The organism is Pseudogemmobacter sp. TB195 (assembly GCF_058313095.1).
The window spans coordinates 75,775-98,219 of sequence record NZ_JBZEGG010000015.1; the positions used below are offsets into that span (position 1 = coordinate 75,775).

Sequence of the window (22,445 nt, forward strand, 5' to 3'; positions counted from 1 at the left end):
TGCAGGAAGCATCCCTGCCAGATGACGTCCGGCCTGTGGATGATTCGGAGAAACAGGCTCTATGCCTGCCATTTATGGGTCACTTATCCACAAAACTCCGTCCTCGCCCGGGAATCGGCACCTCTCTTCCCGCAAACGGATACCTAATGTCCTGAAACCGGATACCCATCACCCCGTATAGGGGCACCCATCCTGCCAGAAGACACTGTTTTTGCAGGATTAGTGACCTGGTAAAGACTCTAAAGCGAAAAAAGATTATGAAACAGAGACCGCTTTGTTCTCTCTTTTCGATAAAATCCAGAAAGATCAGTGATCAGATGGACAGGAATGATTCCCTTCTCACCCATGATGTGCCATAGTTCGGGCAATATCAGCATAAACTGCGAACATACAGGCAAAGAATGGCACAGAAACCAGTGCTTCCGGGCAAGACTGATCTCCCCCCCTATTTCAACATCGACCCGGCCCAGGCCGCAGCAAGGCTGGCGGATCCCATCGATACCGCGCGCTTTGCCAAGGCCGCGGCTTTTGCCAGTCGCGGCCGCGATGATCTGGCGAAACGGGGCTATGCGCCGGATGGCAAAAAGCGACTGCGCCGGTTCTCGACCTGGGAAGTCTGCCGCTATCTGATCCCGGTCAATTCTGCCCATCTGCGGCGCGTCCTGCGGCTGAACCCGGAACTGCCGCAGGGCGAAGGGGAGGGTGGTTCCAAATGGTTCACGCTCGAAGAGGTGCTGGCGCTGCGCGACCATTTCGCAGCTGAAGGCGCGCGGGGTCGTGAATACCGCGCCTGGCGCCCCGAGGGCCTGCCCGCCAAAGTCGTCGCCATTGCGAATTTCAAGGGCGGCGTCGGCAAGACCTCCACCGCCGCGCATCTGGCCATGTCCGCCGCGCTCGATGGCTATAAGGTTCTGGTGATCGACCTCGACAGCCAGGGCTCGATGACCTCGATTATGGGCGGTAAGGTCGAGGATGAATGGAAGACGGTCTTCCCGCTGCTCGCCCGTGACTATGCGTTGCGGCTGCAGGAGGAAAACGAGGTGCGTGTTGCCAATGGGGACGCGCCGTTTACCTTTGATGAAACCCTGACCGAAGCACTGAAGGTTTCGCCGCGAAACCTGGTGCAAAAGACCCATTGGCCGAATATCGACCTGATTGGTGCGCAGCTGAACCTGTACTGGGCCGAGTTCCAGGTGCCGGTCTGGCGGATGCAGCTCAGATCCTGGCAGCTTTGGGATGCGCTGTCGAACGCGCTTACGGAAGGCGGGTTGCTGGATGAATATGATCTCGTGCTGCTCGATACCCCGCCGGCGCTTGGTTATCTGACGATCAATGCCCTTGCCGCGGCCGATATCCTTCTGGTTCCGCTCGGGGCGTCCTTCCTGGAATTCGATTCGACGGGGCGGTTCTTTGACATGATCTATTCCACCTTCGCCTCGATCGAAGAGGGCGAGAACCGGGCGCGACGTGGCTCTGGCCTGCCCGAGATGCGGTTCGAATGGGATGCCGTCCGGGCGCTGATCACCAGGTTCGATGCGGCGCAACAGACCGATCTCGCCAATGTCGTTCAGGCCTGGTTCGGCGATTTTATGACCACATACCGCCAGGAGGTGACGGCCATGGTCGGCCAGGCCGGCGAGCAGGTTTCGGGCATCTATGAGACCGATTACCGCGATTACAACCGCGACACCTGGGTGCGCGGGCGCGAGACGTTCGATCGCACCTGGGCCGAGGTGAAAGAGCTGATCCTTGGCACCTGGTGGAGGGATCAACAGCTGGCCAAAGCGGGCACCACTGCGGATGGGGAGGGTTAAGACCATGGCAAAACGCAGAACGCTTGTGCCGCCATCGGCCGAAGACATCAACCGCGTTGAGGAAGAGTTTCGCCGCGAAACCTCTTTGCCGCGGCCGACAGTAGCCCCGATTGCCACGGTTGCGGCCGAAGCGGCGGCGGCGCTGGATCCACGACCGGCGGCCGAGCGGGCCGAGGTCGCGCGTGACCGGCAGGACGCCAGCGCCTGGCGCGAGGCGCAGGGGCAGGGGCTGGTGATGCTCGATCTTGCGACCGACGGGATCGAGGCCGATGCCCTGGTGCGCGACCGCAGCTCGATCGGGGCCGAGGAGATGGAGGAGCTGAAGCTTTCCATCGCGAAGAACGGGCTGCGCCTGCCGGTCGAGGTCTTCGCGCTACCCTCAGGGGGCTATGGTCTCTTGTCCGGCTACCGGCGTCTGATGGCGATCCGGGCGCTCCGGGCGCTGAGCGGTGACACCCGTTACGACCGCATCCGCGCGGTGTTGCGTGACCCTGAGACCCTTGGCGGTCCGATTGCCGCCATGGTCGAAGAGAATGAGGTCCGCGCCGGTCTCAGCCAGTTCGAGCGCGGTCGCATCGCAGTGCTGGCGGCGCAGCAAGGTGCTTTCCCCAATGTAGAGGCGGCGGTTGAGGCCCTGTTCCCGGTGGCCTCGAAGGGGAAACGGTCAAAGATCCGTTCCTTCGCGCTGATCTTCGAAGAGCTCGGCGATATGCTTTCCTTCCCCGAACAGTTGCGTGAGAAGGACGGGCTGCGGCTCGCCACGGCGCTGCGCGAGGGCGCAGAGGGCGCCTTGCGCGAGGCACTCGCCCTGACCACGCCGGCCAATCCCGAGGAAGAGTGGACGCTGCTGGATCGGGCTCTGGCCGGTCTTGCGCCCAAGGTGGCAGATCCGAAACGCGGCGGACGACCAAAGCGCGACGTGCTGGCGCCTGTGCTGTCGCCTTCCGGGTTCCGGCTAGAGGCGCAGGAGGACGCGAAAGGCTGGTCAATCCGGCTTGGAGGCCGCGCGGCCTCGCGTGAGATTGTCGAACGGGTGATGCGCGAGATGGCGCGGGCACTTGGGTGATAATTAACATATTGATTGTAAATGGATTTTCTTAGAAGGGCAGGGGCCCTTGCGGGGGGGGCTTCGGCAACAATACCGGTCGGGGTAAAATGCCGGAGGGAGGGGCTATGTCGCCGAGTACACCCTTTCCCGCCAGGCTTTCAGACATGGGCCAATAAAGAACAGTCTCCGGCACGTCAGGTGTTCTTCATGCGCGGCAGTGCGTCAAAGTTATATTGACCCATCTGCTGCGCTCCCCTACACTTGCATTTAACCGGCCAGCATTGCCCGGTTCCGCGGGCTTATGATTGCATGCGATCGCCCGTTTCCCCCCCGGAAAGGTTTGCTCCGAATGACAAGCGACCAGCCGATTCATATAGGTGTTCTGTTTTCCGGAACAGGGCGCACCGCCGTAACCGAGCGCAGCATGCTTGCAGCGACGGAATTCGCCATAGAGGAAATTAATGCCAGCGGCGGTATCAATGGCCGTGAGCTGTGCCCTGTAATTCGTGACCCAATGGGCGAGCCAGCGGCTTATCAGCAACTGGCGGAGGGACTTGTTTCAGAAGATAAGGTCCGGGTCATTCTGGGCTGCTACACATCAAGCCAGCGGAAAGCGGTTTTGAGCGTGGTGGACAGACAGTCGGCTCTTTTGTGTTATGCCGCACAATATGAGGGCTTTGAGTATTCTGAGAACATCGTGTATTTCGGCGCTGTCCCGAACCAGAACAGCGTTTTTCTGGCCCGTTATCTTCTGAAAGATCCGGCGCCCCGGATTTACATCGTTGGTTCAGATTACGTATGGCCGCGTGAATCCGGGCGTATCATGGGCGACCTGATCCGATCCGGAGGTGGCGAGATCGTAGGTGAAGCCTATCTTGACGATATGGCCACCCCTATTCACTTTGACGCCCTTATCAGAAGGATCAGGAAAGCCAGACCTGATATAATCTTCAATAACTTCGTTGGTGAGGCGAACCGGAATTTCTACGAGGCCTATGTCGGGAGTGGCCTTGATGCCAGACGAATGATGGTTGCGAGCCTGACGACGAGTGAGGCGGATTTACGGGACATCGGAGCACCGGCAGCAGCTGGCCATATCACCGCCGCAAGCTATTTCGCGTCACAGGCAAATGTGACCAACCAGTCCTGCCTTGCGCGTTTCAGGACGCGGCGCAATGAGGAGCCCTATGCGAATATGTGCTGGGATGCGGCCTATACCCAGGCGCATGTGGTGGCCCAGGCCATGCGTGGCGGCGATCCGGACAATCTCAGTTCGATCCGGTCGGGGATCCTTGGCGCCTCGTTTGACGCGCCGCAAGGGCTTGTCAGCCTCGATGCCCTGAATGCGCATTGCTATGTCTGGCCAAAGGTTGGGGTGGCACGCGACGATGGTCAGTTCGATATCGTTGCCGAGACCAATTGCGCCGTCCGCCCGGACCCGTATCGTACGACCTATGAATTTGTCGGTGACGCTGGCGTTTTCTCCGATACGGCACCGCCCTCAACACCTTTGCCCCGGATCTCCGGCATGAGGCAATGACCCGGCCAGCCGGTGGGTGACAAGTGATCTTGTACAATCGTATTCAGTGAACGTTCTTCGGGGAAGAGGATCTGAAATGCGGCCTGGACGAAGCGAGCCTTTTGCCAGCGAAAAAGAGCAGCCCTTTCTGATCAGGGATCTGAGATCCCTGAGCTTTCTGCTTGTTCAGCCCCAGGACAGTGATGGCCTCGCGCTGAAATCGCACCTGGAAAGAATAGGCTGTCAGGTCCAGGAGATATGGCCACCGCCGCAGAACTATCCAACTGATATTGATATCATTTTCGTGATGGTCGACCGTGTCACCGAGAGCGGTCAGACATTTCACTGGCAGGCCGACACCCCCTCTGCCGTTCTCATTGCGGTCATTGACTACGAGAACCCGCTTTCCATCGACCGCCTGCTGCATATGCGGGTCAATGCCGTGATCGGATTGCCGATACGGCCCTTCGGGATTCTTACCAACCTGCTGGCTGCGGTGAACAATCACCGGCGGGAACAGCGCATAAGCCTCAACCTTGAACGGGCGCAGGCCAAGCTGGAATCCTGCCGGATGGTCGAACGCGCGAAACTGGCGGTGATGCTGGCGGAAGGTTACCCGGAAAAGGTGGCTTACGCCGTCTTGCGGGAACTTGCGATGAAGCGGCGGACCACCGTTGAAGCCATCTCCAGCGAGGTTCTCATCCGCCTGGGCTGGAGCGACAGCAGCGCCGCGATGAGGCTTTCCGACAAGCCGGACTGGCAGGCGCTTTGTCTTGCCGGGGCGGCTGCGCATGATGAAAGCCTGACCGATAAATCTGCCTGATTCGTTTTTTCCTCCTGAGCTGCCGGGGCGCGATGCGATGACTTACCCATGCCGGAAATATGCGTCTGTATAATTCGAAAACCCAGGCTGGTTTTTGCAGTGCAGCACGGTTCGCCAGAAATCACCTCTTTGTTTTAACTGCATTAATCAAATCTTGTTTTGCCACTGCATCCTCGTAAAAAATCACTTGGAGATGCATATATTCATCGCGTAGTCTTATAGGGCGCATTCAACAAAGAATGCCAAATCACCAGATGCCGAATGCGGCGGGTGACAATCTCCCTCTCAGAATAAAACTCAGATGCAGCCATTCGCATTGCGATTCCGCATGACGCGGACCGTATTGCGGGGCTCAGATCAAAGGAATTGCATGATGAGCATGGACGGAGCGGGCGCGGGCCCGGCACCGCAACGGGCGCGCACGCGCCTTGCCATTGATGTTGGCGGGACATTTACGGATGTTTTTGTTCTGGATGAGAATGGCAATCAGACGGTTGCGAAGGTTCCCAGCACAAAGAACCCGATTGACGCGATTATGAATGGCGCCGAGGCCGCCAATATCGACTGGGCGGACGTCGAGCTTTTCACCCATGGCACCACGGTGGCCACCAACGCGCTGATCACCCGCAATTTCAAGCCGGTGGCCATGGTGACGACCGAAGGGTTCCGCGATGTTCTGGAAATCGGGCGAGGCACCCGCGAAGACCCCTGGGATGCCTATAAAGAGGGTACGCCGCCTTATGTGCGCCGCCGTGACCGGTTTGCGGTGAAAGAACGGATCAATTTCCGTGGTGAGGTTCTGGAACCTCTGGATGAGGACCGCGCCCGGGAAATTGCGCGCATCCTGAAAAAGCGCGAGGTTCATGCAGTCGCGGTCTGTTTCATCAATGCCTATGTGAATGGCGCGCATGAATTGCGCATGGCGGAGATCCTTGCCGAAGTTCTGGGGCCGGATATTGCAATCTCGACCTCGCATGAAACCCATCCCGAGATCTTTGAGGATGACCGGTTCTCGACCACGGTCGCCAATACCATTCTTGCCCCGATCATCCGCCCCTATGCCCGCGATATTGCGCGCAGAACCTCGGAAGCGGGCTATGAGGCGGATGTGCTTTTGCTCCATTCCGGCGGCGGGGTGATGACGCCGGCCACGGCCGAGAAATATGCCGCGCGGCTTGCGGCCTCGGGCATTGCCGCCGGCGCCATCGCCAGCAAATATTTCGCCGAGCTTTGCGGCTATCAGAACTCCATCGGGCTCGATATGGGCGGCACTTCGGCAGATATCTCGCTGGCCGAGGCCGGCAATATCCGCATGACCGATAAATGGGAGGTCGACTGGGGCCATCCGATCTGTTTCCCCTCGATCGAAGTGCTGACCATCGGCGCGGGCGGCGGCTCGATCTCCTGGCTCGACAAGGCGGGGTCTTTGCGCAACGGGCCGCAATCGGCGGGATCGGTGCCGGGGCCGGCCTGCTATGCGGCGGGCGGAACTGAGCCGACCAATACGGATGCCAATATCATCCTTGGCCGGGTCGGCACCACGCTGGCGGGGGGCAAGAAATCCCTCAACCGCGATGCGGCACTGACGGCGATGCACAAGATCGCCGATCCGCTGAAGCTGGATCTGGTCGAGGCCTCGCTTGCCACTTTGCGCGTTGCCAATGCCAATATGGCTGATGCGGTGCGGCTGATCTCGATTGCCCGGGGCCATGACCCGCGCGATTTTGCGCTGGTGGCTTTCGGGGGGGCGGGCCCGCTGCATGGTGTTGATATCGCGCGCGAACTCAATATCCCCGTGGTCATCGTGCCGCCCAATCCCGGCGTGACTTCGGCGGTGGGCTGTATGCTGGTCGATGTGCAGCATGACGTCACCCAGATGTATTTCGAGGATGCCGCCAGCGCGAAGCCCGCAGATGTCGAGGCCGGGTTCCGCAAGCTGGAGCTGGAAGGCCGTGACCGGCTGGAAAGGGACGGCGTGAAGGCGGGGGATATGACCTTCCAGCGCTTTATCGACATGCGTTACCGGGGTCAGTGGCGCTCGCTCGCGGTGCCGGTGCCGGGGGAAATCACCTCGGTTGAGGAGCCGCTGGCGATCTTCCACAGCGAATATGAAAAGGCGCATAACTTCCGCCGCGAGGATTTCCCGGTCGAGATCTACCGCCTGACGGTGCGCGCCATCGGCGTCACGCCAAAGCCGTCTTTCCCGAAGATCACCATCGATCCCAATGCGAAAGCGGTTCCCAAAGGCACCCGCGAGGCCTGGTTCCACGATCATCCGACCGCGCTGACCACCGCGCTTTACGACCGCGAAACCCTGCCGGCCGGCGTCACCATCAAAGGCCCCGCTGTCATCGACCAGCTCGATTCGACCACCGTCATCCCGCCCGGTGACGAGGCCTATATCGACGAATGGCTCAACATCCAGATCCGGCTCGGCGCGGCATAAGCGCCCGCCCACCCCAACATCAGGAGGATCCCGGCATGACCGGCAAAAAACAATCTCTCAGCCTTTCCGACAAGGGCATCCAGTTCCCGCCGCCCCCCGAACAGCGGATGACCGAGTTCAAATCGCAGCTTGACCCGATCACCTTCGAGGTGCTGCGCAACGCCTTCGTCAATATCGTTGACCAGATGGCCGAGCAGCTTTTGCGCACCTGCTATTCCTTCGTGATCTATTGCCGCGACTTTTCGTCCGGCCTCAGCGATCCCGAGGGCAATCTGGTGATGCAGGGCACCGGCGATATCGCGGCCCATGTCGGCACGCTGCATTACACCTGCAAAGCGGTGATCGAGGATTTCGCGGGCGATATCCATCCCGGTGACGTCTTCATCATCAATGATCCGTTCCGCGGCGGCAGCCATTTCAACGATACCCGCATCCTGCGCCCGATGTTTTATGAGGGCGAGCTGATCGGCTGGTCCCAGGCGAATGGTCACTGGGCCGATATGGGGGGGGCGACGCCGGGCTCGTTCAACATCACCGCGCTTGACCATATGGGCGAGGGGCTGCGCATCACGCCGACCCGCGTCTGGAGCAAGGGTGTCTGGCTGGAAGATGTGGCGAAGATGATCGCCAATAACACCCGCAACCCGGGCGATGTGATCGGCGATATGCAGGCCCAGGCCGAGGCGACTGCCGTGGCCGAACGCGAGATCCTGCGGCTTTGCGGCAAATATGGTGTCGAGACCATCAAGATCGCCTTCCGCGAAGTGCAGGATTGGGTCGAGGTGCTGATGCGCCAGCGCCTGGCCGAACTGCCCGACGGCACCTGGTATGCCGAGGATTATATCGACCAGGATCCCAAGCTCGAAGAGGGCCTGATCCCGATCAAGATCAAGTTCACCATCGAGGGCAATCATGCCCATTACGACCTCTCCGGTTCGCATCCGCAGATCTCGACCTTCCTCAACGCGGCCTATGGCGGGTCTTTCGCGGGGATCGTGGCGGGAACGAAGTACCAGTTCCCGGATCTGCCGCTGAATTCTGGGCTATACCGCGCGGTCACCGTCAATGTGGGCGAGCCGGGCACGGTGGTGAATGCCAACTGGCCCAGCCCCTGCGCCGGTTTCTGTTCCGGCCCGTTCGAGAAACTGATGAATTCGGTTTTCGGGCTCTGGGCTGATATCATGCCCGAACGCACCATGGGCTGCGCCTTCAATCTTGAATATCTGCTGGTCGGCGGGCGGGATACCAGGATCGAGGGCAAGCCCTATTTCATGTGGTATGACTGGATGGCGGGCGGCTGGGGCGGCCGGAACGGGCGCGACGGCTTTAACGCCACTGCACCGGTCTTTGGCGCGCAATATGGGATCCAGCCGCTGGAGGGTCAGGAGCGGCTGGCGCCCGTTCTGACCAAATGCCATGATTTCGTGCAGGATTCTGCCGGACCCGGCGAATCCCGCGGCGGGCTTGGTGCCGAAAAAGGCGGCTCGGTCTTTGAGGGCGAGCGCATCGTCGTCTCGTATTGCTGCGACCGCGAACGCTCGGTCACCTGGGGGATGTGGGGCGGTCTGCCCTCGATCCCGCATGGCGTCTGGCTGAACAAGGGGACAGAGCGCGAGCGCTATCTCGGCTCGATCTTCTCGAACCTGCCGATCGAGCTTGATGATGTCTTTACCCGCCCTTCGGCCGGGGGAGGGGGCGTGGGCGACCCCTTGCTGCGCGATCCGGCACTGGTCTGCGAGGATGTGGCCGACGAATATGTCAGCGTCCGGCGGGCGCAGATCGACTATGGCGTGGTCATCCGCGTCGTCGATGCCGATCTCGCGCAATATGAGGTCGACGAGGCCGCAACTCAGGCCGAACGCGCCCGGATCGCCGCCGAGCGCCCCGGCTGGCTCGACGCCGATCCCGCCGAAGTCGCGGCGCGCTACCGCGCGGGCGAGTTCAACGAGATGGACTGTGTCCGGCAATATGGCGTCATCCTTGACTGGGGCAATGGCGAGCTTCTCGCCAATACAACCGCCCAGTTCCGCGAAATGATGAAGCGCCGCGTCCTGCCCTATTGGGGCAAAACGCTCGCGGTGCTGAGCGAGGAGGCCGGCGAACGGCTGAAAGCTGCCGCCTGAAAAACGCATCACTACCCAGGGCGGCGGGATCATCCGCCGCCCTGTTTCAGACCTGATCTGCCAGACGACACCAAATTCAGACGGATACCGGTTTTCCGCTGCGGCCTCAGGGGATTTAGCCAGTCTGCCCGCCCTGAGTGACCAGGGGCGAAACCTGGTCAGGGCAGCTCGCGAATGACTTGTGGCACCTGGCCTGACGACCCGTCAGGCGACGCCTCTTCTCTGCTTACAGCCGGTTTTCCGATTTCAGAGAAACCCCATGAGGAGCTGGAATTCATGAGCCCTGCCAGAATATATCCTGCCCCCGATATCATCTTCCATGACGAGCCCGAGGTGCTGCGCGAGGCCGCAGCGGAAGATTTCTCGCTGCATATCGTGCCGCCCTCGTGGCGAAGTTCACGCTTCTCGCTCTCGATGGCCTGGTTCGGGCTGATGAGCGCGATGTTCTGGGTCGTTGTCGGCAGTATGGTCGCGCTGACGGTCGGCACCATCAACACCCTGATCGGGATCGCGCTTTCGACCATCGTCTACGGCATCCTTTGCGGCATTGCAGCGCGCTTCGCCGCCCGCAGCGGCACCAGCGTCGCCCTGTTTTCCCGCGCGGTGTTCGGCCAGGTCGGCGCCACCTTCGCCGCGCTGCTGTTTGGGGTCACGATCACCTATTATGCCATCGCCGAAGGCTCGATTGTCGCCATTGCGCTGCAGGATTACTTCGGCGGCCCGATGAGCCTTTGGTATTTCATCGTCTGCCTTTACAGCGCGCCCCTCGTCATGCGCGGTGTCAGGACCTGGCTTGACCGGATCAATGGCATCCTGCTGCCGCTTTACGTGTTCGGGCTGGTCGCCTGTGTGATCTGGGCGACCGCCAAGCATGGATATTCCGGGGCCTGGCTGACCCAGATGCCTGTTGGCGGTGTCGATGTCGGTGTCCCTGGCTGGTGGTTCGCCTTTACGGTCTATATGGGCGTCTGGGTCGTGGTGATGATGACCTGGGATGTCGCCCGCTTTGGCCGCAAGGAAGACGCGCCGTTCAATGGCCGTATCACCTTCGGCATTCCTTTCTATGTGGTCACGCTGCTGATCAATGGCGCTGTCGGCATGTTCATCACCTTCACCATCCCGATTGAAGGCGAGTTGAGCGAGACCTCGGCGATCATCGGCATCGTCGCTCTGATGGGGCCATTCGGCGTGCTGCTGGTCTGGGCCAGTCAGACCCGGATCAACACCATCAATTTCTATCTTTCCTCGACCAATATGCAGAACTTCTTCGCGCGGGCCTTCAAGATTTCCTGGCCGCGCACGGTCTGGGTCGGGATCATGACGGTGGTGATTTTCCTTGTGATGCTGACCAATGTCTTTGGCTATCTGCTGCTGACGCTGCAATTCCAGGGCGTGATCATCGTGGCCTGGGTGGGCGTCGCTATGACCCATATCGCCTGGTGCAGTCTGCGCGGCATAAGGGCGGATCAGCTGGAGTTCCGGCCGGGCAGGGTGCCGATGGTCAATCCCGGCGGCCTTGGCGCCTGGGTCATTGCCTCGGCCACCGGCTGCCTGATGATGGTCTTCGGCGGCAGTTTCGGCGGGGTCTGGGCGCCTCCGGTCACGCTGGGGATCGCGGTGGTGATCTATGCCGCCTCGCTGTTGGTCGCGCAACGCAACTGGTTTGTCGAGGAACGGCCAGGTGATCCGCGCAAGGAGGTCGACGATCCCTGGCAGGCCCGCATTCGCTGCCACCATTGCCATCAGGCCTATATCGCGCATGAGATGGACCGCGACCCTTCCGCCGGCCATGAGCCGATCTGCCTCGCCTGTGCCTCTGATCGCAGCGAATTTCTGGTTGCGGCCCGTGCAGAGGCGCGCGCCAGCAGCGGAAATCTGAGCATGGAGGACCTGGTAAGACAGTAACCAAGGCGCATCCCGAGACCTGGGCCGCATCTGATGCGGCCCTTTTTTGTGACGCCGGGACCGTGGATGGTGCCGGCATGCCGATCCACAGAAACGCAAGCGGCCCGAAAGCCTTAAGCTCCGGGCCGCGTCACTCATACAGTACTGAACTCTTGCACTGGTTACTTACATGCTGGGCAGGATGGCGATGTCACGGACATTCGCGCCGTCGATGCGGCCTGCCTCTGTTGTGGCCCCGGTCTCCAGGTTGACCGAATGGAAGCCCCCTTCGACAACGAGCCAGGCTTCATTGCCGCCCTTGCCATCCGAGGCGATATCAAACCCGGCCTCGGTCGGCTTCACGCCGATTTCCCCCACCGGCTTCAGCGTGCCGTCATTTGGCGGGTCTTGCAGCACCAGCCAGCCTGCTGCGCCGTCGATGTTGAAGAGCTGCGTTTTCTCGCTGCCCTTGTAGGAATTGGTATAGGCGCCGGCGATGATGTTCGGGGCAGTGCCATCGGCGTAAGCGTGGCTGCCATCGGTCACCACTTCGCCGGTTTCGACCGTCACGCGCAGGCTGGTGCCGTCACTGCCCATCACCCGCAATTTGTCGGCAACCGGGTTGAAATCGACTGTGGCCGGGACGCCATCTGCCAGTCTGGTGGCCAATGTGCTGACGCGGGTCGCCACGCCGCTTTGCGGATCGATGGTGGCGAGGGTGCCATCGGCAAAGACCCCGTAAAGCATACCATCCGCCGGGCGCACATCAATGCCGAGCAGACGCCCCTCGACGCCGGTCACGGTGACGCCGCCGGTGCGCGTCCAGCTTTCGGTGTCGAGCCAGTGCAACTCGTTTTCACCCGAAAGGCCGACAACTGTCGCAGCCATGGCCGGTGCGGCGAGCGCAGAGAGCAAGAGGCCCGCAGTGACCGATTTGATCGCATTCATCGGAAAATTCCTTCTTTGGTTTGGGTTTGCCGGTGATCCCGGCGATAACGGGCCATGTCCGTGCGGGAGGGAGAGACCGCGCGGGACATGGCCCGGGCTGTGCCGGAGAGATCAGCCCTTCGGCAGCAGAACCTTGTCGATGACGTGGATCACGCCATTGGACTGGATCACGTCGGCGATGGTGACATTGGCCACGCCGCCGGTTTCGTCGGTCAGGGTAACCATGCCGTCTTTGGCCTCGGCGGTGATTTTGCAGCCGCCAAGCGTTTCGATCACATGCTTGCCGCCGTCATCGGCCACCATCTTCTGCACATCGGCTGCCAGCGCTTTGGCACCTACGACATGGCAGGTCAGCACCTTGACCAGCATCTCTTTGTTCTCGGGTTTCAGCAGGGTCTCAACGGTTCCCGCAGGCAGAGCCTCGAAAGCGGCATTGGTGGGGGCGAAGACGGTGAAGGGCCCTTCGCCCTGCAGCGTCTCGACAAGGCCCGCTGCCTTCACAGCGGCCACCAGCGTTGTGTGGTCAGCCGAGTTCATCGCGTTCTCGACGATGTTTTTATCAGCGAACATCGCAGCGCCGCCGACTTTTGGATTGTCCTGGGCCAGTGCCGCCCCGGCTGTTGCCAGCGCGAAACAACCGGCGATGACTGCTTTGGTAAGGGTCTTCATCTGACTTCCTCCCGGAAATGTCGATCCCGGTGATCGGGGGACACAGGAAGTCACGGATGCGGGTTGCAGAAAGTTTCAGGCCGGTGCGTTTTTTTTAAAAAAAGCCCGAATGCCGGCCTGAAATCTGTCCCGCGCAGACGACCGGTATCAGATGTCGAGAAGGTCGCCCACGGCAAGCACCGGCCCTGTCGGCTGCCCGGTGGGAGAGCCGCCGGGCGGCTCCAGACTGATTGCCATATGTGCGGAAGTGGTCATCAGGGCGCGGATCTGGTCGGTGGTTCCGACCCGGGTAGAAACGCCTGCCGGGATCACACCAAGTGAGACGGGCGCTTCGGCCCCCCGCGCGATCCAGAGCTGGAAGTCGCGCCCCTCGACCGGATCGCCGGTCATATGGGCAAGGCTGACGCTGCCGGTGGCTGAGTCATAAAGCACCAGATAGGTCACGCTGCTGCCTTCGGCGGTCAGAGACGCGGCAAGCCGGTCCGTTGCCACTGGGGGGGAAAGTGCCGGCAGGGTCACCGCGGCAAGAAAAGCCACGGTCGCCGCCCCCGCGAGCCCGCGCCAGAGCGCGAGACTTGCCCAGATCCCGGGCCGGGCGGGCATGTTTCCGAAAAGCCGCAGATCCAGGGCGCGTTTCACGGCGGGCGGCAGGTCGGCCGGGACGAACCCTTCGGCCATCGGAGACAGCCGCTCCTCCCATTCCGCCACAAGCCGGGCAAAACCCGTGTCGGTTTCGACCCGGCGGGCAAGCTCGGCCTGCAGCGCAACGGGCAAGCCGCCCAGCACGAATTCGGCGGCCAGCAGCTCGTCGCCGCCTTCGGTGAAATCCTTGTCCATATCGGTGTCGCTCATCTTTGCAGACACTCCTTCAGCCGCATAAGGCTGCGTCTCAGCCAGGTTCGCATCGTGTTCAGCGGCACATCATGGCGGGCGGCCAGATCGGCATAGCTGTCGCCCTCCAGATAGGCCGAGCGCACCGCATCAGCCCGGCCCGCCTCCAGTTCACCCAGACAGTCGTCAAGCTGCCGCCGCGCTCCGGCTGCAACGGCGCGGGCCTCGGGTCCCGGGGCCGGATCGCTGATTTCCAGCGCCACATCATCGATCGCTGAGGCCGCTTCCCGCCTGACGCGCAGCCGGTCGATGGCCTGATGCCGGGCGACCGCGATCAGCCAGGACATCGGGCTTTGCCCGGTCACCGCAAACCTGTCCGCCCTGAGCCAGATCTTGATGAACACCTCCTGCACCGCCTCCTCGGCCTCTGCCCTGTCTTTCAAGACACGAAGGCAGGTGCCAAAAAGTTTCGCAGAGGTTGAGTTGTAGAGCATATCGAACGCAACCCGGTCCCGAAGAGCAACCCTGAGGATCAGGCAAGAGATATGGTCACGGGGGCTGTCAGACGTCATCTTGGCTCCGGTCTGTTCACCCGATCATGCGACGGGGAGGCGGGCCATACAAGAGACAGGCAATCGAAAACGGCGCGGGCCTGCCGATGAGAACCGGGGTCACGCCGGGGCAGGGGCCCGATGAGGCAGGCCATAGACCGCTGCGCCCTGGTCCGACACGCTGAAGAATGGCCGGCGCCTGGCAAGCCGCTGCTGCTAACCGCAGACAATTCCTTCGGCTTCGTCGATCTGGCCGTTAGCAGACCATAGCCTCGCAGAGTGGCAATACAGCCTAACGGACTATAATTCAATAGTTATTGACGCTAAAGAACTATGGATATATCATATAGTATGTAATCAGAAAGGTGCTGCACAGTGAAGTATAAACTTGCCATAATCGGGTGCATGTTTGTTTCCGGATGCGTCTCCAGTATGCCTGCTGAAAAGGACGCCGACCTGATCAGGATGTCTGTTGAAGCGCCTGCCAGGACCTCATTCGAGCGGCTCGTGACTGCGGCTCAGCCGCTTGCAACACAGGCTTGTGCGAAAAAGCAGCAGCAAGCTCAATGGGTTGTGGCGAAGGAAGTCTCTCCGACCAGAACCTCGCTCGCCTTCGCCTGTTGGTAAGCAGAGGATCATCCGGCAGGTGAGACGGCTGTGACAACGGTCTGAGGCCCTGCCTGACTGTCGTGGATCAGGAAACCGAAAGCCCTGCCGACATCTGTGCGGCAGGGCTTTTTGTGGCGAGCCCCTTCCCAGGGGCTTTGGGCAGGGTCCAGAGACGGAATATGCCGGATCTGCTCATCAGGAGTTGCCCGGCCCCACCGGCGCCCGCGCCGAGACGACTTATGGAGGGGGGCCTCAGGCACGGAGCATTCAGCGCGATGTCTGATAATAGTCGTTGTTCTGATACGCAGCCTGTACGCCCAGCGTCAGGGCCGTATGCAGCAGCGGAGGTTTCAGCGTCACATCACAGGCCATCATCCGCTCACAGGTAAAGTCATGGGACCGGATTTCGCTTGAGACCAGGATCAGGGGCAGCCTCGGCGTCGCCCGGCGCACCTGCATGCAGAAATCAATCGTGGCCTCGGTGTCGCCAAGGTAATCAGAATCGACCAGCAGGAAATCAAGCTTCGGCGCATATTCCCGCAACCAGTCGAGTGTCATGCTGTTCTCTGAAACCACCATGACCACCGCCCGCATCCTTTCCGACCAGTCGCTGAGATCGCGCGAGAGCGAGCCCATCTGGCCGCACATCAGGATCAGACCCTTGGGGCAGAGCGGCGCGTCGATCAGTGACGAGGTTTTCAGACTGTAAGCCACATTTGATTCAGTCTCCGCGGCAGGAGGAACGCGCATAATCATCGCGCTCTCTGCCGGGCGCTCGCTTGCTGCACGGCTTTTGATCAGTCTCAGCACGGACCTCTCCTTATGGGAGCATTCAGGATCTTTTGATTCTTTGGCATCTAAAGTATGTATCCTGGGGTCGTCTGTCTTTTTTGTGGCGGGTTTTTTTCGATTGCGTCAAGAATGTGGCGCCGCGGCGCCCTGCCAAAACGGAAGACCGCCTGCGCGGTCTGCGCGGGCGGTCAAACGGGTCTTTCTGGCTGGACTGGTCCGGGCGTTACCGGGCGAGGGCTGCGCCACAGGCATAGCTGTCGAGAATGATATCTGCCTGCGCGACCCCTATGCCCAGGAGATCAAGCAGCCTTTGCAGGAACTGGTCGACGCCGAGCGCTGCGAGAAAGTATCCCAGGCTGTCCACAAGCGCGCCAAGGACTCCGAGCAGCACCGAAAGGGTAAGGTTGACCAGCCCGAGCAGAGGACACAACAGGAAGCCAAGCGGCGCGCTGCACTTCTTCACCTGATCCTGCAGATCCTTTCTTACGGTTTCAAGAAAGCTGGACGTATCCCTGAGCAAGCCGGAAAGTGTCAGCGGATTTTTGACAGGGACCGGTTTGCCAAGTTCGCTGAGCCGGATTGCCACCTGCTGTGTTCCGCCGCCGACCCTGACCCTCTCCATATCCTTTGGGTCTACGCCGGCCCTGCTGTCCAGCAGGCCCACACGAAGGGCCAGTTCCGCAGGCGCGGTCTGGACCGAAAACACGGCCAGCTGGTCCGAAGGCGCCGTGGCGCTGCAATTCAGACTGACCGGCACGGCCGTTGCTGTAGCGGCCGCAACATTCAGTGCGACGCGCAGAAGACCGGTTCCGCCGAGGTCCAGAACATTTGCCAGGACCAGCGCATCCACCTGTGCCACCGAGGCCTTCGGCGGCGGTGTGTCTCCGACATAGCCCACGGCAATCACAGGCGGTCTGATCAGGCCAAGCGAGACGGAAATATTCGCCAGATTCCCGAGATTGATCGGCAGGTCTACACTCAGCCGCTGTTTCGGGTCTGCGGCCAGCCCGGCCATTGCCATCACAAGATCAAAGACATTCAGCTTGATGTCAGGAAGAATATCACCGGCGGTCAGACCCAGCAGGCCCGGTGACGCTCCCACGATCTGGCCGAGGGTCAACGGCCCTGTCCCGACCGCCGTTGGATTAATGTCGATCCTGGCAAGCCCGCCGAGCGTCACCAGATGGTTCAGCAGAGCCAGACGGCTGACCTGGAGATTGAGAACATCGTTGAAGCTGAACACATCAAGCCCGACCTCGGTTCCGGCAATGAGGCCGAGCAGGTTGTTGAGGCTGACTTTTGTGGTGGCGAGGCCCATATAGCCCAGCACTTCGGTATTCAGCCCAAGGCCCAATGGCCCCAGCACCCGCCCAAGGACTGCGCGGTCCGTGTGCAGAGACAGAAGCCGGTTGCGCAATGTGAAAGCAACGACTCCCCGCTGCACCCCGATCGCTGCGCGTTTGATGATGATGTTCTCGTCACTTAAGATCGGCGACAGCAGAAACGGGCGGAACTGTGATGGCACAATGACGTGAACCGCGCTGGCAAATTCCGGCCGCGCCTGATTTGGCGCCTGGGTAAAGATGCCGCTGACCGGATCATAGCGTCCGATGCGGATATCGGCATCGGCAAGGGTGATCTGCCCATATTTGCCATTGTGCAAAACAACCTCCCGCGCGGCCTGGCGGGTTGCCACCGGATCCGGGAGATAGCGCGACGCACTGAGTGCGGCGAGGTCGGCCTGAGACTGGGTAAACCTTTTCTGCGCGTTCAGAAGCGAAACATCGGTCGCCGCCCCACCGATCAGCATCAGGAGAGGCATCAGAATGACAAAAAGAATCGACAGGGCGCCGGAGGCGTCCGTGAGAAATCGTTTCAGCGCAGCCATCACGTAAACCACGAAATCTACGCCCCCGAATAAGTCCTACGCTTAAAGTTGCAGAATACAACCTTAAGTTTATATTTTCCTGAAAAAAGCTGCGTTTGCGGCTTTGCTATCGGCTGACCAGCCGGGGTCAGGTCATGCCCCCGCCTTTGCCACATCACCGAAAAACTCGTCAGCGAGGCTTTTGAGCTGGCCGAAGCTCAGAGGTTTCTCAAGCGCATAATTGGCGCCTGCCTCTTCCAGATCGCGGCATTCCGACCCAAGCGTCGAGGCCGTGATCCCAATAATCGGCATGGTTTTCTCTGTCTGCCGTATTTCGCGCACCAGTTCGCTTCCGATCAGGCCCGGCAGCAACTGGTCGACGACCACCATGTCATATTTGTTTTCACGGAACAGCTTCAGCCCGGCATCACCGCTTTCCGCCCAGTCAACCTGTCTGAACAGCTTGCGCAATCTGGTTACGGTGATTTCGCCGACCAGCTTGTTATCCTCGACCAGCAGGACGCTGCGATCCTCATAGAGCGGAGTGATGTCATTCATTGAGATTACCTTTTGCTCCGGCTGTACCAGTTGGCGTGCCATCCGGGCAGGATGGGTCAGAACAAACCGGCTGCCATTGCCGTCATCGTTAAGGGTCAGATCTCCGCCCATCAGCCGGATTGCTTTACGGGCGGTATAAAGCCCGAGACCGGGCCGTTCGTCAGGATTGTCTGCACTGGATTCAAAGGGCTCGAAAATCTTCTCACGCCGGTCGGGTTCAACGCCGATTCCGTCATCCGCAACCTGCCAGGTTACGATACGCTCGTCTTCGGTCCCCCTGGTCACGAAGGCGTCGATCGTTACATCCCTGCCGCGGGAGTGAATGATCGCATTATGGGCAAGTTTTGACAATGCGATGAAGACCCGGTTGTGATCGCTTTGCAAAAGGGTATCGCTGTCCTTCCCGGGGGTGAATGTCAGATTGATCCCATTGCTGACCGCGACCGTCGAGAAGATGTCGAGCACCTGCTGCGCCATCTCACGGATGGTAAAGCCGGCATTGGCGATATGGCTGGCGCCCGTACCGCTGCCCGCCCGAAGATCATCAAGAATTGCGATAATCCGGTCCAGGGTTCTTTCGTAACCCGCGCCGATATCCTCCCATTCGGTACCGGATTTGAGCTCTTCGCCCAGCATGGAGAGGATGGCGATCGGGGTGCGCAATTCATGCGAGGCGATGGAGAGCAGGCGCTCTTCACGCAGGATCGCCTCTCCGAGCAGCTGTTCGTAACGGGCAAGCCGGTCGGAGAGATCTTTTTCGCGCTCCTGGCTGACCAGTGCAAGCCAGGCTTCCGGGCCGGATTTGCTCAGCACATGGGCTTCGAATGTCATGAGCCGCGGCGTTGTGTTCTTCTCGGGATCTTTTCCGCCACGGGTCAGCTGGATCCTGACGGGGGAAGCCGGTCGCTTGCTGTCGCTGCGCAGCACCTGGACCAGGTCGATCAGGCCCGAGAAATCCGACCCCGAAAAGGCCTCGTCGAACCGGACGAGGTCGCCATAGCCAAGGCTCTCGCCGCTGCCACTGGCAAAGCGCAGCGTGCGGTCGTCAAGATTGACGCGGACGATCCAGGCCTGGGCCGCCTTGTGGAACTGCCGGGTAACGGCCACCGGAGGCAGGCCTGCATTGCCCACGGGATCGTTGCCCCCGGCTGTTGGCTGGCCAATGCTGAAAAGGACCGCAATCAGCAGGACCAGGAATACGGATTGCAGAACCGGGCCTCCAACCGTTTGCGAGGCGTTGAAGGCCAGGGTTGCGGCGGTCAGAAGGATGCCGGCCCAGAGCAAGAGGGCAGGGCGGCGGAACAGGACCACACTTGCCAGTGTTGCGGTGAGAAGCACCGTCCCGACCCCCCCGACCTGACCGGAAGGCGCGAGTTCGGGCAGCGCCATCACAAAGGCAAGCGCGGCAAGGGCGCTCAGAAAGGCGAGCACAACCATGAGTGGCGCCGGGCGGTTGTCGGAATCGGTTTCGCGCAGAACCTCCATCCCCTGCAGGGCCAGCGCCGCGGCGGTCAGCGCGTAAAGCGCGTCAACAAAGGCCCCCGAAACCGAGGCCAGCCTGGGAAGCTCGCCGGCAATGAGCGGGCGCAAGGATGTGGCCAGCAGGAAGCAGCAGGCCAGAACCAGCGCTGTCGCTGTCAGATGCACCGGGTTGCGAAGCGCCAGGCTGAAACCGCTGAGCCGGTTTGGTATCAGCGCCCAGGACGACCTGCTGATCAGCACCGCCCCGATGCCGGAAAGCCAGAAGAATATGGCGGTGAGGGTATCGGTGGTGGAATAGGCCGATGTATTGGGAAAACTGAGCCACGGCACAAGCGGCATTCCCGGCAAAAGGGCGAGGCCCATAAAGGAAGCAAGGATCGTCGGGACCCCGATCACCCGACCATGTCCCGTGAAAAGCCCGGCCAGAACAAAATGGACGATGGTCGACCAGACCATGACGCTGGTCAGCAACAGATCCGGGACCGCAAGCATGGGGCGACCGCCCAATACAAGCTGGGTCCCGAGGCATGGCGTGAGGACCAGGCAGAGCGCGGATACCCAGCGGAATTTGTGGCGGCTGATTTGCGTTGTCGGCATTGGCATTTATGTCAGGTCCGCAGTCCAGGTCAGAATGAAGAGACGATCCGGTAGATGGCCGGGGCCAGCAGCAGGATCAAAAGCGGCGGTACGGTAAACATCATCGTGCCAAGCGTCATCTTGGTCGGCAGCACATTGGCACGTTCTTCAATTTTTCGGACGCGCTGGTCGCGGAGGTCTGCGCTGAATACGCGCAGGGTCTGGGCGACCGGCGTGCCCATGGTCGAGGATTGCAGAATGATATTTGCGAGCTGTCGAAGATCCTGGTTGCCGGTTTCATAGACCAGTTTCAGCCAGGCTTCCTGGCGGTCTGCCCCGGCGGCCAGCGCTTCGGTCAGGTTGACGAGGCCTGCGGAGAGGTCCGGGTGGACCGGGGCGATCTCCTCTGCGACACGCATAACCGCGATATCGGTGGATTGCCCTGCCTCGACGCAGATAAGCATGAAATCCAGCGCATCCGGCAGCGCGATCTCGATCCGCTTCAGCCAGGCGGTGCGCCGTCTCTCGACGATCATCACGGGGATGAAATAGCCGAGCACCGCCATAACCAGCTGGAAGCCCAGTTGTGGCAGTGGCTCCAGATCCCGCAACTGCGGTACCACACGCAGCAGGATCAGCGAAAGAAGCAGCGCGACAATCGCGAAACTGACCTTGGCATAAAGAAACCAGCGCACGGCTTTCGGATGGTGAAAGCCTGCCTGGAACAACTGTCTGCGGATCTCGGAATTGTCGGACTCTGGCTCGGCCATGACAAGGGGCATATCCGGGACAGGCTTCGCCGGTGCCGCCGCCGGTGCCGCAGGGGCACGCTGCAACAACAAAAGGGCCATCGCGAACATCAGCGCGCAGCCGATGAAGCTTCCCAACAGGATCCAGGAGCTGATAGCGATCATTCAATGCCCTCTGTCATATTCGCCACCCGCCTTACTCGATCTTCACGAGCCAGCGCATGAACAGCATGTTCATGAACAACAGGCCGGCGACAACGCAGAGCATGGGAATGAAGAAGGGTTTGTCAGAGATCTCGGAGAAATAGTCCGGGTTGATGGCCAGCAGCATCACCGTGGCGCCGATCGGGAAGAAGGACAGGAACCGTCCCGACCACTTCGCTTCGGCCGTGATCGAGCGTACTTTGCGCTGCAACTGTTGCCGGCCCCGCGCGATGGAGCAAAGACGCTCAAGCACTTCGGCCAGATTGCCACCTGTTGACGATTGCAGTGCCACAGCGGCAGCCAGAAACCTCAGGCTCTGGTTCCTGCAGCGATCTGCCATTTCGCGCAATGCAGATACCGGCTCCTGGCCATAGCTGATCCGGCGCGAGGTCTCGCCAAATTCTTCGGCCAGCGGACCGATCAGCTCCTGGCCGACAACCTGGAGCGCGGTGCTGACCGGCAGACCGACCCGGAGCGAGCGCACGATCATATCGAGCGCCTCTGGCACTCCTTCCTCGATGCGGAGCAATCGTTTGTTGCTGCGCATCTTCATCCAGAAATACCATACGACCGCTGACAGCAGCAGCCCGGCCACCGCGCCAATCAGGATATTGATGTTCAGAAGCGCGTTGAACAAAATCATCACCAGGGTCGTGATGGTCAGCGTCAGGACAAGGGCAATCCGCCGCATTTCGGCGGTGAAGGCCGCCATATTGACGTCGTCCCATTTGCCGGGCAGCAGAGGACGCCACCAGGATGGCGGCCCGTCGCGCCGCAGCGCCACATGATCCGGGGCGGGCTCATCCCCGCCGGTTGCGGACCGGCCTGAAAAGCGCGCGATGACGGCTTGCAAAAAGGCGCGGCGGCGCAGCACGCGGCTATAGAAAATTGCAACGACAATCAGCCCCAGCCCTGCTCCGACCAAAAGCGAGAAAATGAGAGCAAGGCTCAT

Annotated in this window: 16 protein-coding genes; 7 read left to right on the plus strand and 9 right to left on the minus strand. The window is 60.7% G+C overall.

Features of this window, described 5'->3' with window-relative positions; all coding sequences use genetic code 11:
• Positions 1-401: 401 nt before the first annotated feature.
• The 7 genes from AC4FS3_RS16135 (at position 402) to AC4FS3_RS16165 (ending at position 11,678) form a co-directional block, all read left to right on the plus strand.
• Positions 402-1,814, plus strand: a complete 1,413-nt coding sequence (locus AC4FS3_RS16135; protein WP_198835002.1) for an AAA family ATPase — start codon at positions 402-404, stop codon at positions 1,812-1,814.
• A 4-nt stretch (positions 1,815-1,818) separates the two neighbouring features.
• Entirely contained in the window at positions 1,819-2,880 is a 1,062-nt protein-coding gene (locus AC4FS3_RS16140; RefSeq protein ID WP_491021406.1) for a ParB N-terminal domain-containing protein, read from the plus strand.
• Between the two features lie 331 nt (positions 2,881-3,211).
• Entirely contained in the window at positions 3,212-4,402 is a 1,191-nt protein-coding gene (locus AC4FS3_RS16145; RefSeq protein ID WP_491021407.1) for a transporter substrate-binding domain-containing protein, read from the plus strand.
• A 76-nt stretch (positions 4,403-4,478) separates the two neighbouring features.
• The gene (locus tag AC4FS3_RS16150) at positions 4,479-5,204 is read left to right on the plus strand and encodes an ANTAR domain-containing response regulator (RefSeq protein WP_491021408.1); all 726 of its coding nucleotides are present in this window, start codon (positions 4,479-4,481) and stop codon (positions 5,202-5,204) included.
• 373 nt (positions 5,205-5,577) lie between these two features.
• Positions 5,578-7,650 carry a hydantoinase/oxoprolinase family protein gene (locus AC4FS3_RS16155; RefSeq protein WP_491021409.1) on the plus strand — a complete coding sequence of 691 codons (2,073 nt, stop codon included), beginning with the start codon at positions 5,578-5,580 and terminating at the stop codon, positions 7,648-7,650.
• Between the two features lie 35 nt (positions 7,651-7,685).
• On the plus strand, positions 7,686-9,773 hold the full coding sequence (locus AC4FS3_RS16160; protein WP_491021410.1) for a hydantoinase B/oxoprolinase family protein: 2,088 nt from the start codon (positions 7,686-7,688) through the stop codon (positions 9,771-9,773).
• Positions 9,774-10,049: 276 nt separating this feature from the next.
• Positions 10,050-11,678, plus strand: coding sequence for a purine-cytosine permease family protein (locus AC4FS3_RS16165; protein ID WP_491021411.1), 1,629 nt, complete (start codon positions 10,050-10,052; stop codon positions 11,676-11,678).
• 165 nt (positions 11,679-11,843) lie between these two features.
• Here AC4FS3_RS16165 and AC4FS3_RS16170 read toward each other — a convergent pair whose 3' ends face one another.
• The 9 genes from AC4FS3_RS16170 to AC4FS3_RS16210 all read right to left on the minus strand — a co-directional run bounded on the left by AC4FS3_RS16170 (position 11,844) and on the right by AC4FS3_RS16210 (position 22,445).
• Entirely contained in the window at positions 11,844-12,605 is a 762-nt protein-coding gene (locus AC4FS3_RS16170) for a DUF4394 domain-containing protein (protein ID WP_491021412.1), read from the minus strand.
• A gap of 111 nt (positions 12,606-12,716) precedes the next feature.
• Positions 12,717-13,274: a fasciclin domain-containing protein gene (locus AC4FS3_RS16175; RefSeq protein WP_491021413.1), complete on the minus strand. Its 558-nt coding sequence runs from the start codon at positions 13,272-13,274 to the stop codon at positions 12,717-12,719.
• Between the two features lie 147 nt (positions 13,275-13,421).
• Positions 13,422-14,126 carry an anti-sigma factor gene (locus AC4FS3_RS16180; protein WP_491021414.1) on the minus strand — a complete coding sequence of 235 codons (705 nt, stop codon included), beginning with the start codon at positions 14,124-14,126 and terminating at the stop codon, positions 13,422-13,424.
• Positions 14,123-14,677: a sigma-70 family RNA polymerase sigma factor gene (locus AC4FS3_RS16185; RefSeq protein WP_283179189.1), complete on the minus strand. Its 555-nt coding sequence runs from the start codon at positions 14,675-14,677 to the stop codon at positions 14,123-14,125. Before AC4FS3_RS16185 ends, AC4FS3_RS16180 begins: the two co-directional genes overlap by 4 nt.
• An 855-nt stretch (positions 14,678-15,532) precedes the next feature.
• Entirely contained in the window at positions 15,533-15,979 is a 447-nt protein-coding gene (locus AC4FS3_RS16190; RefSeq protein ID WP_491021415.1) for a hypothetical protein, read from the minus strand.
• A 301-nt stretch (positions 15,980-16,280) separates the two neighbouring features.
• Positions 16,281-17,945, minus strand: a complete 1,665-nt coding sequence (locus AC4FS3_RS16195; protein WP_491021416.1) for a pilus assembly protein TadG-related protein — start codon at positions 17,943-17,945, stop codon at positions 16,281-16,283.
• A 132-nt stretch (positions 17,946-18,077) separates the two neighbouring features.
• Entirely contained in the window at positions 18,078-20,456 is a 2,379-nt protein-coding gene (locus AC4FS3_RS16200) for a sensor histidine kinase (RefSeq protein ID WP_491021417.1), read from the minus strand.
• 134 nt (positions 20,457-20,590) lie between these two features.
• On the minus strand, positions 20,591-21,454 hold the full coding sequence (locus tag AC4FS3_RS16205; protein ID WP_491021418.1) for a type II secretion system F family protein: 864 nt from the start codon (positions 21,452-21,454) through the stop codon (positions 20,591-20,593).
• Between the two features lie 31 nt (positions 21,455-21,485).
• Positions 21,486-22,445, minus strand: coding sequence for a type II secretion system F family protein (locus AC4FS3_RS16210; RefSeq protein ID WP_283179182.1), 960 nt, complete (start codon positions 22,443-22,445; stop codon positions 21,486-21,488).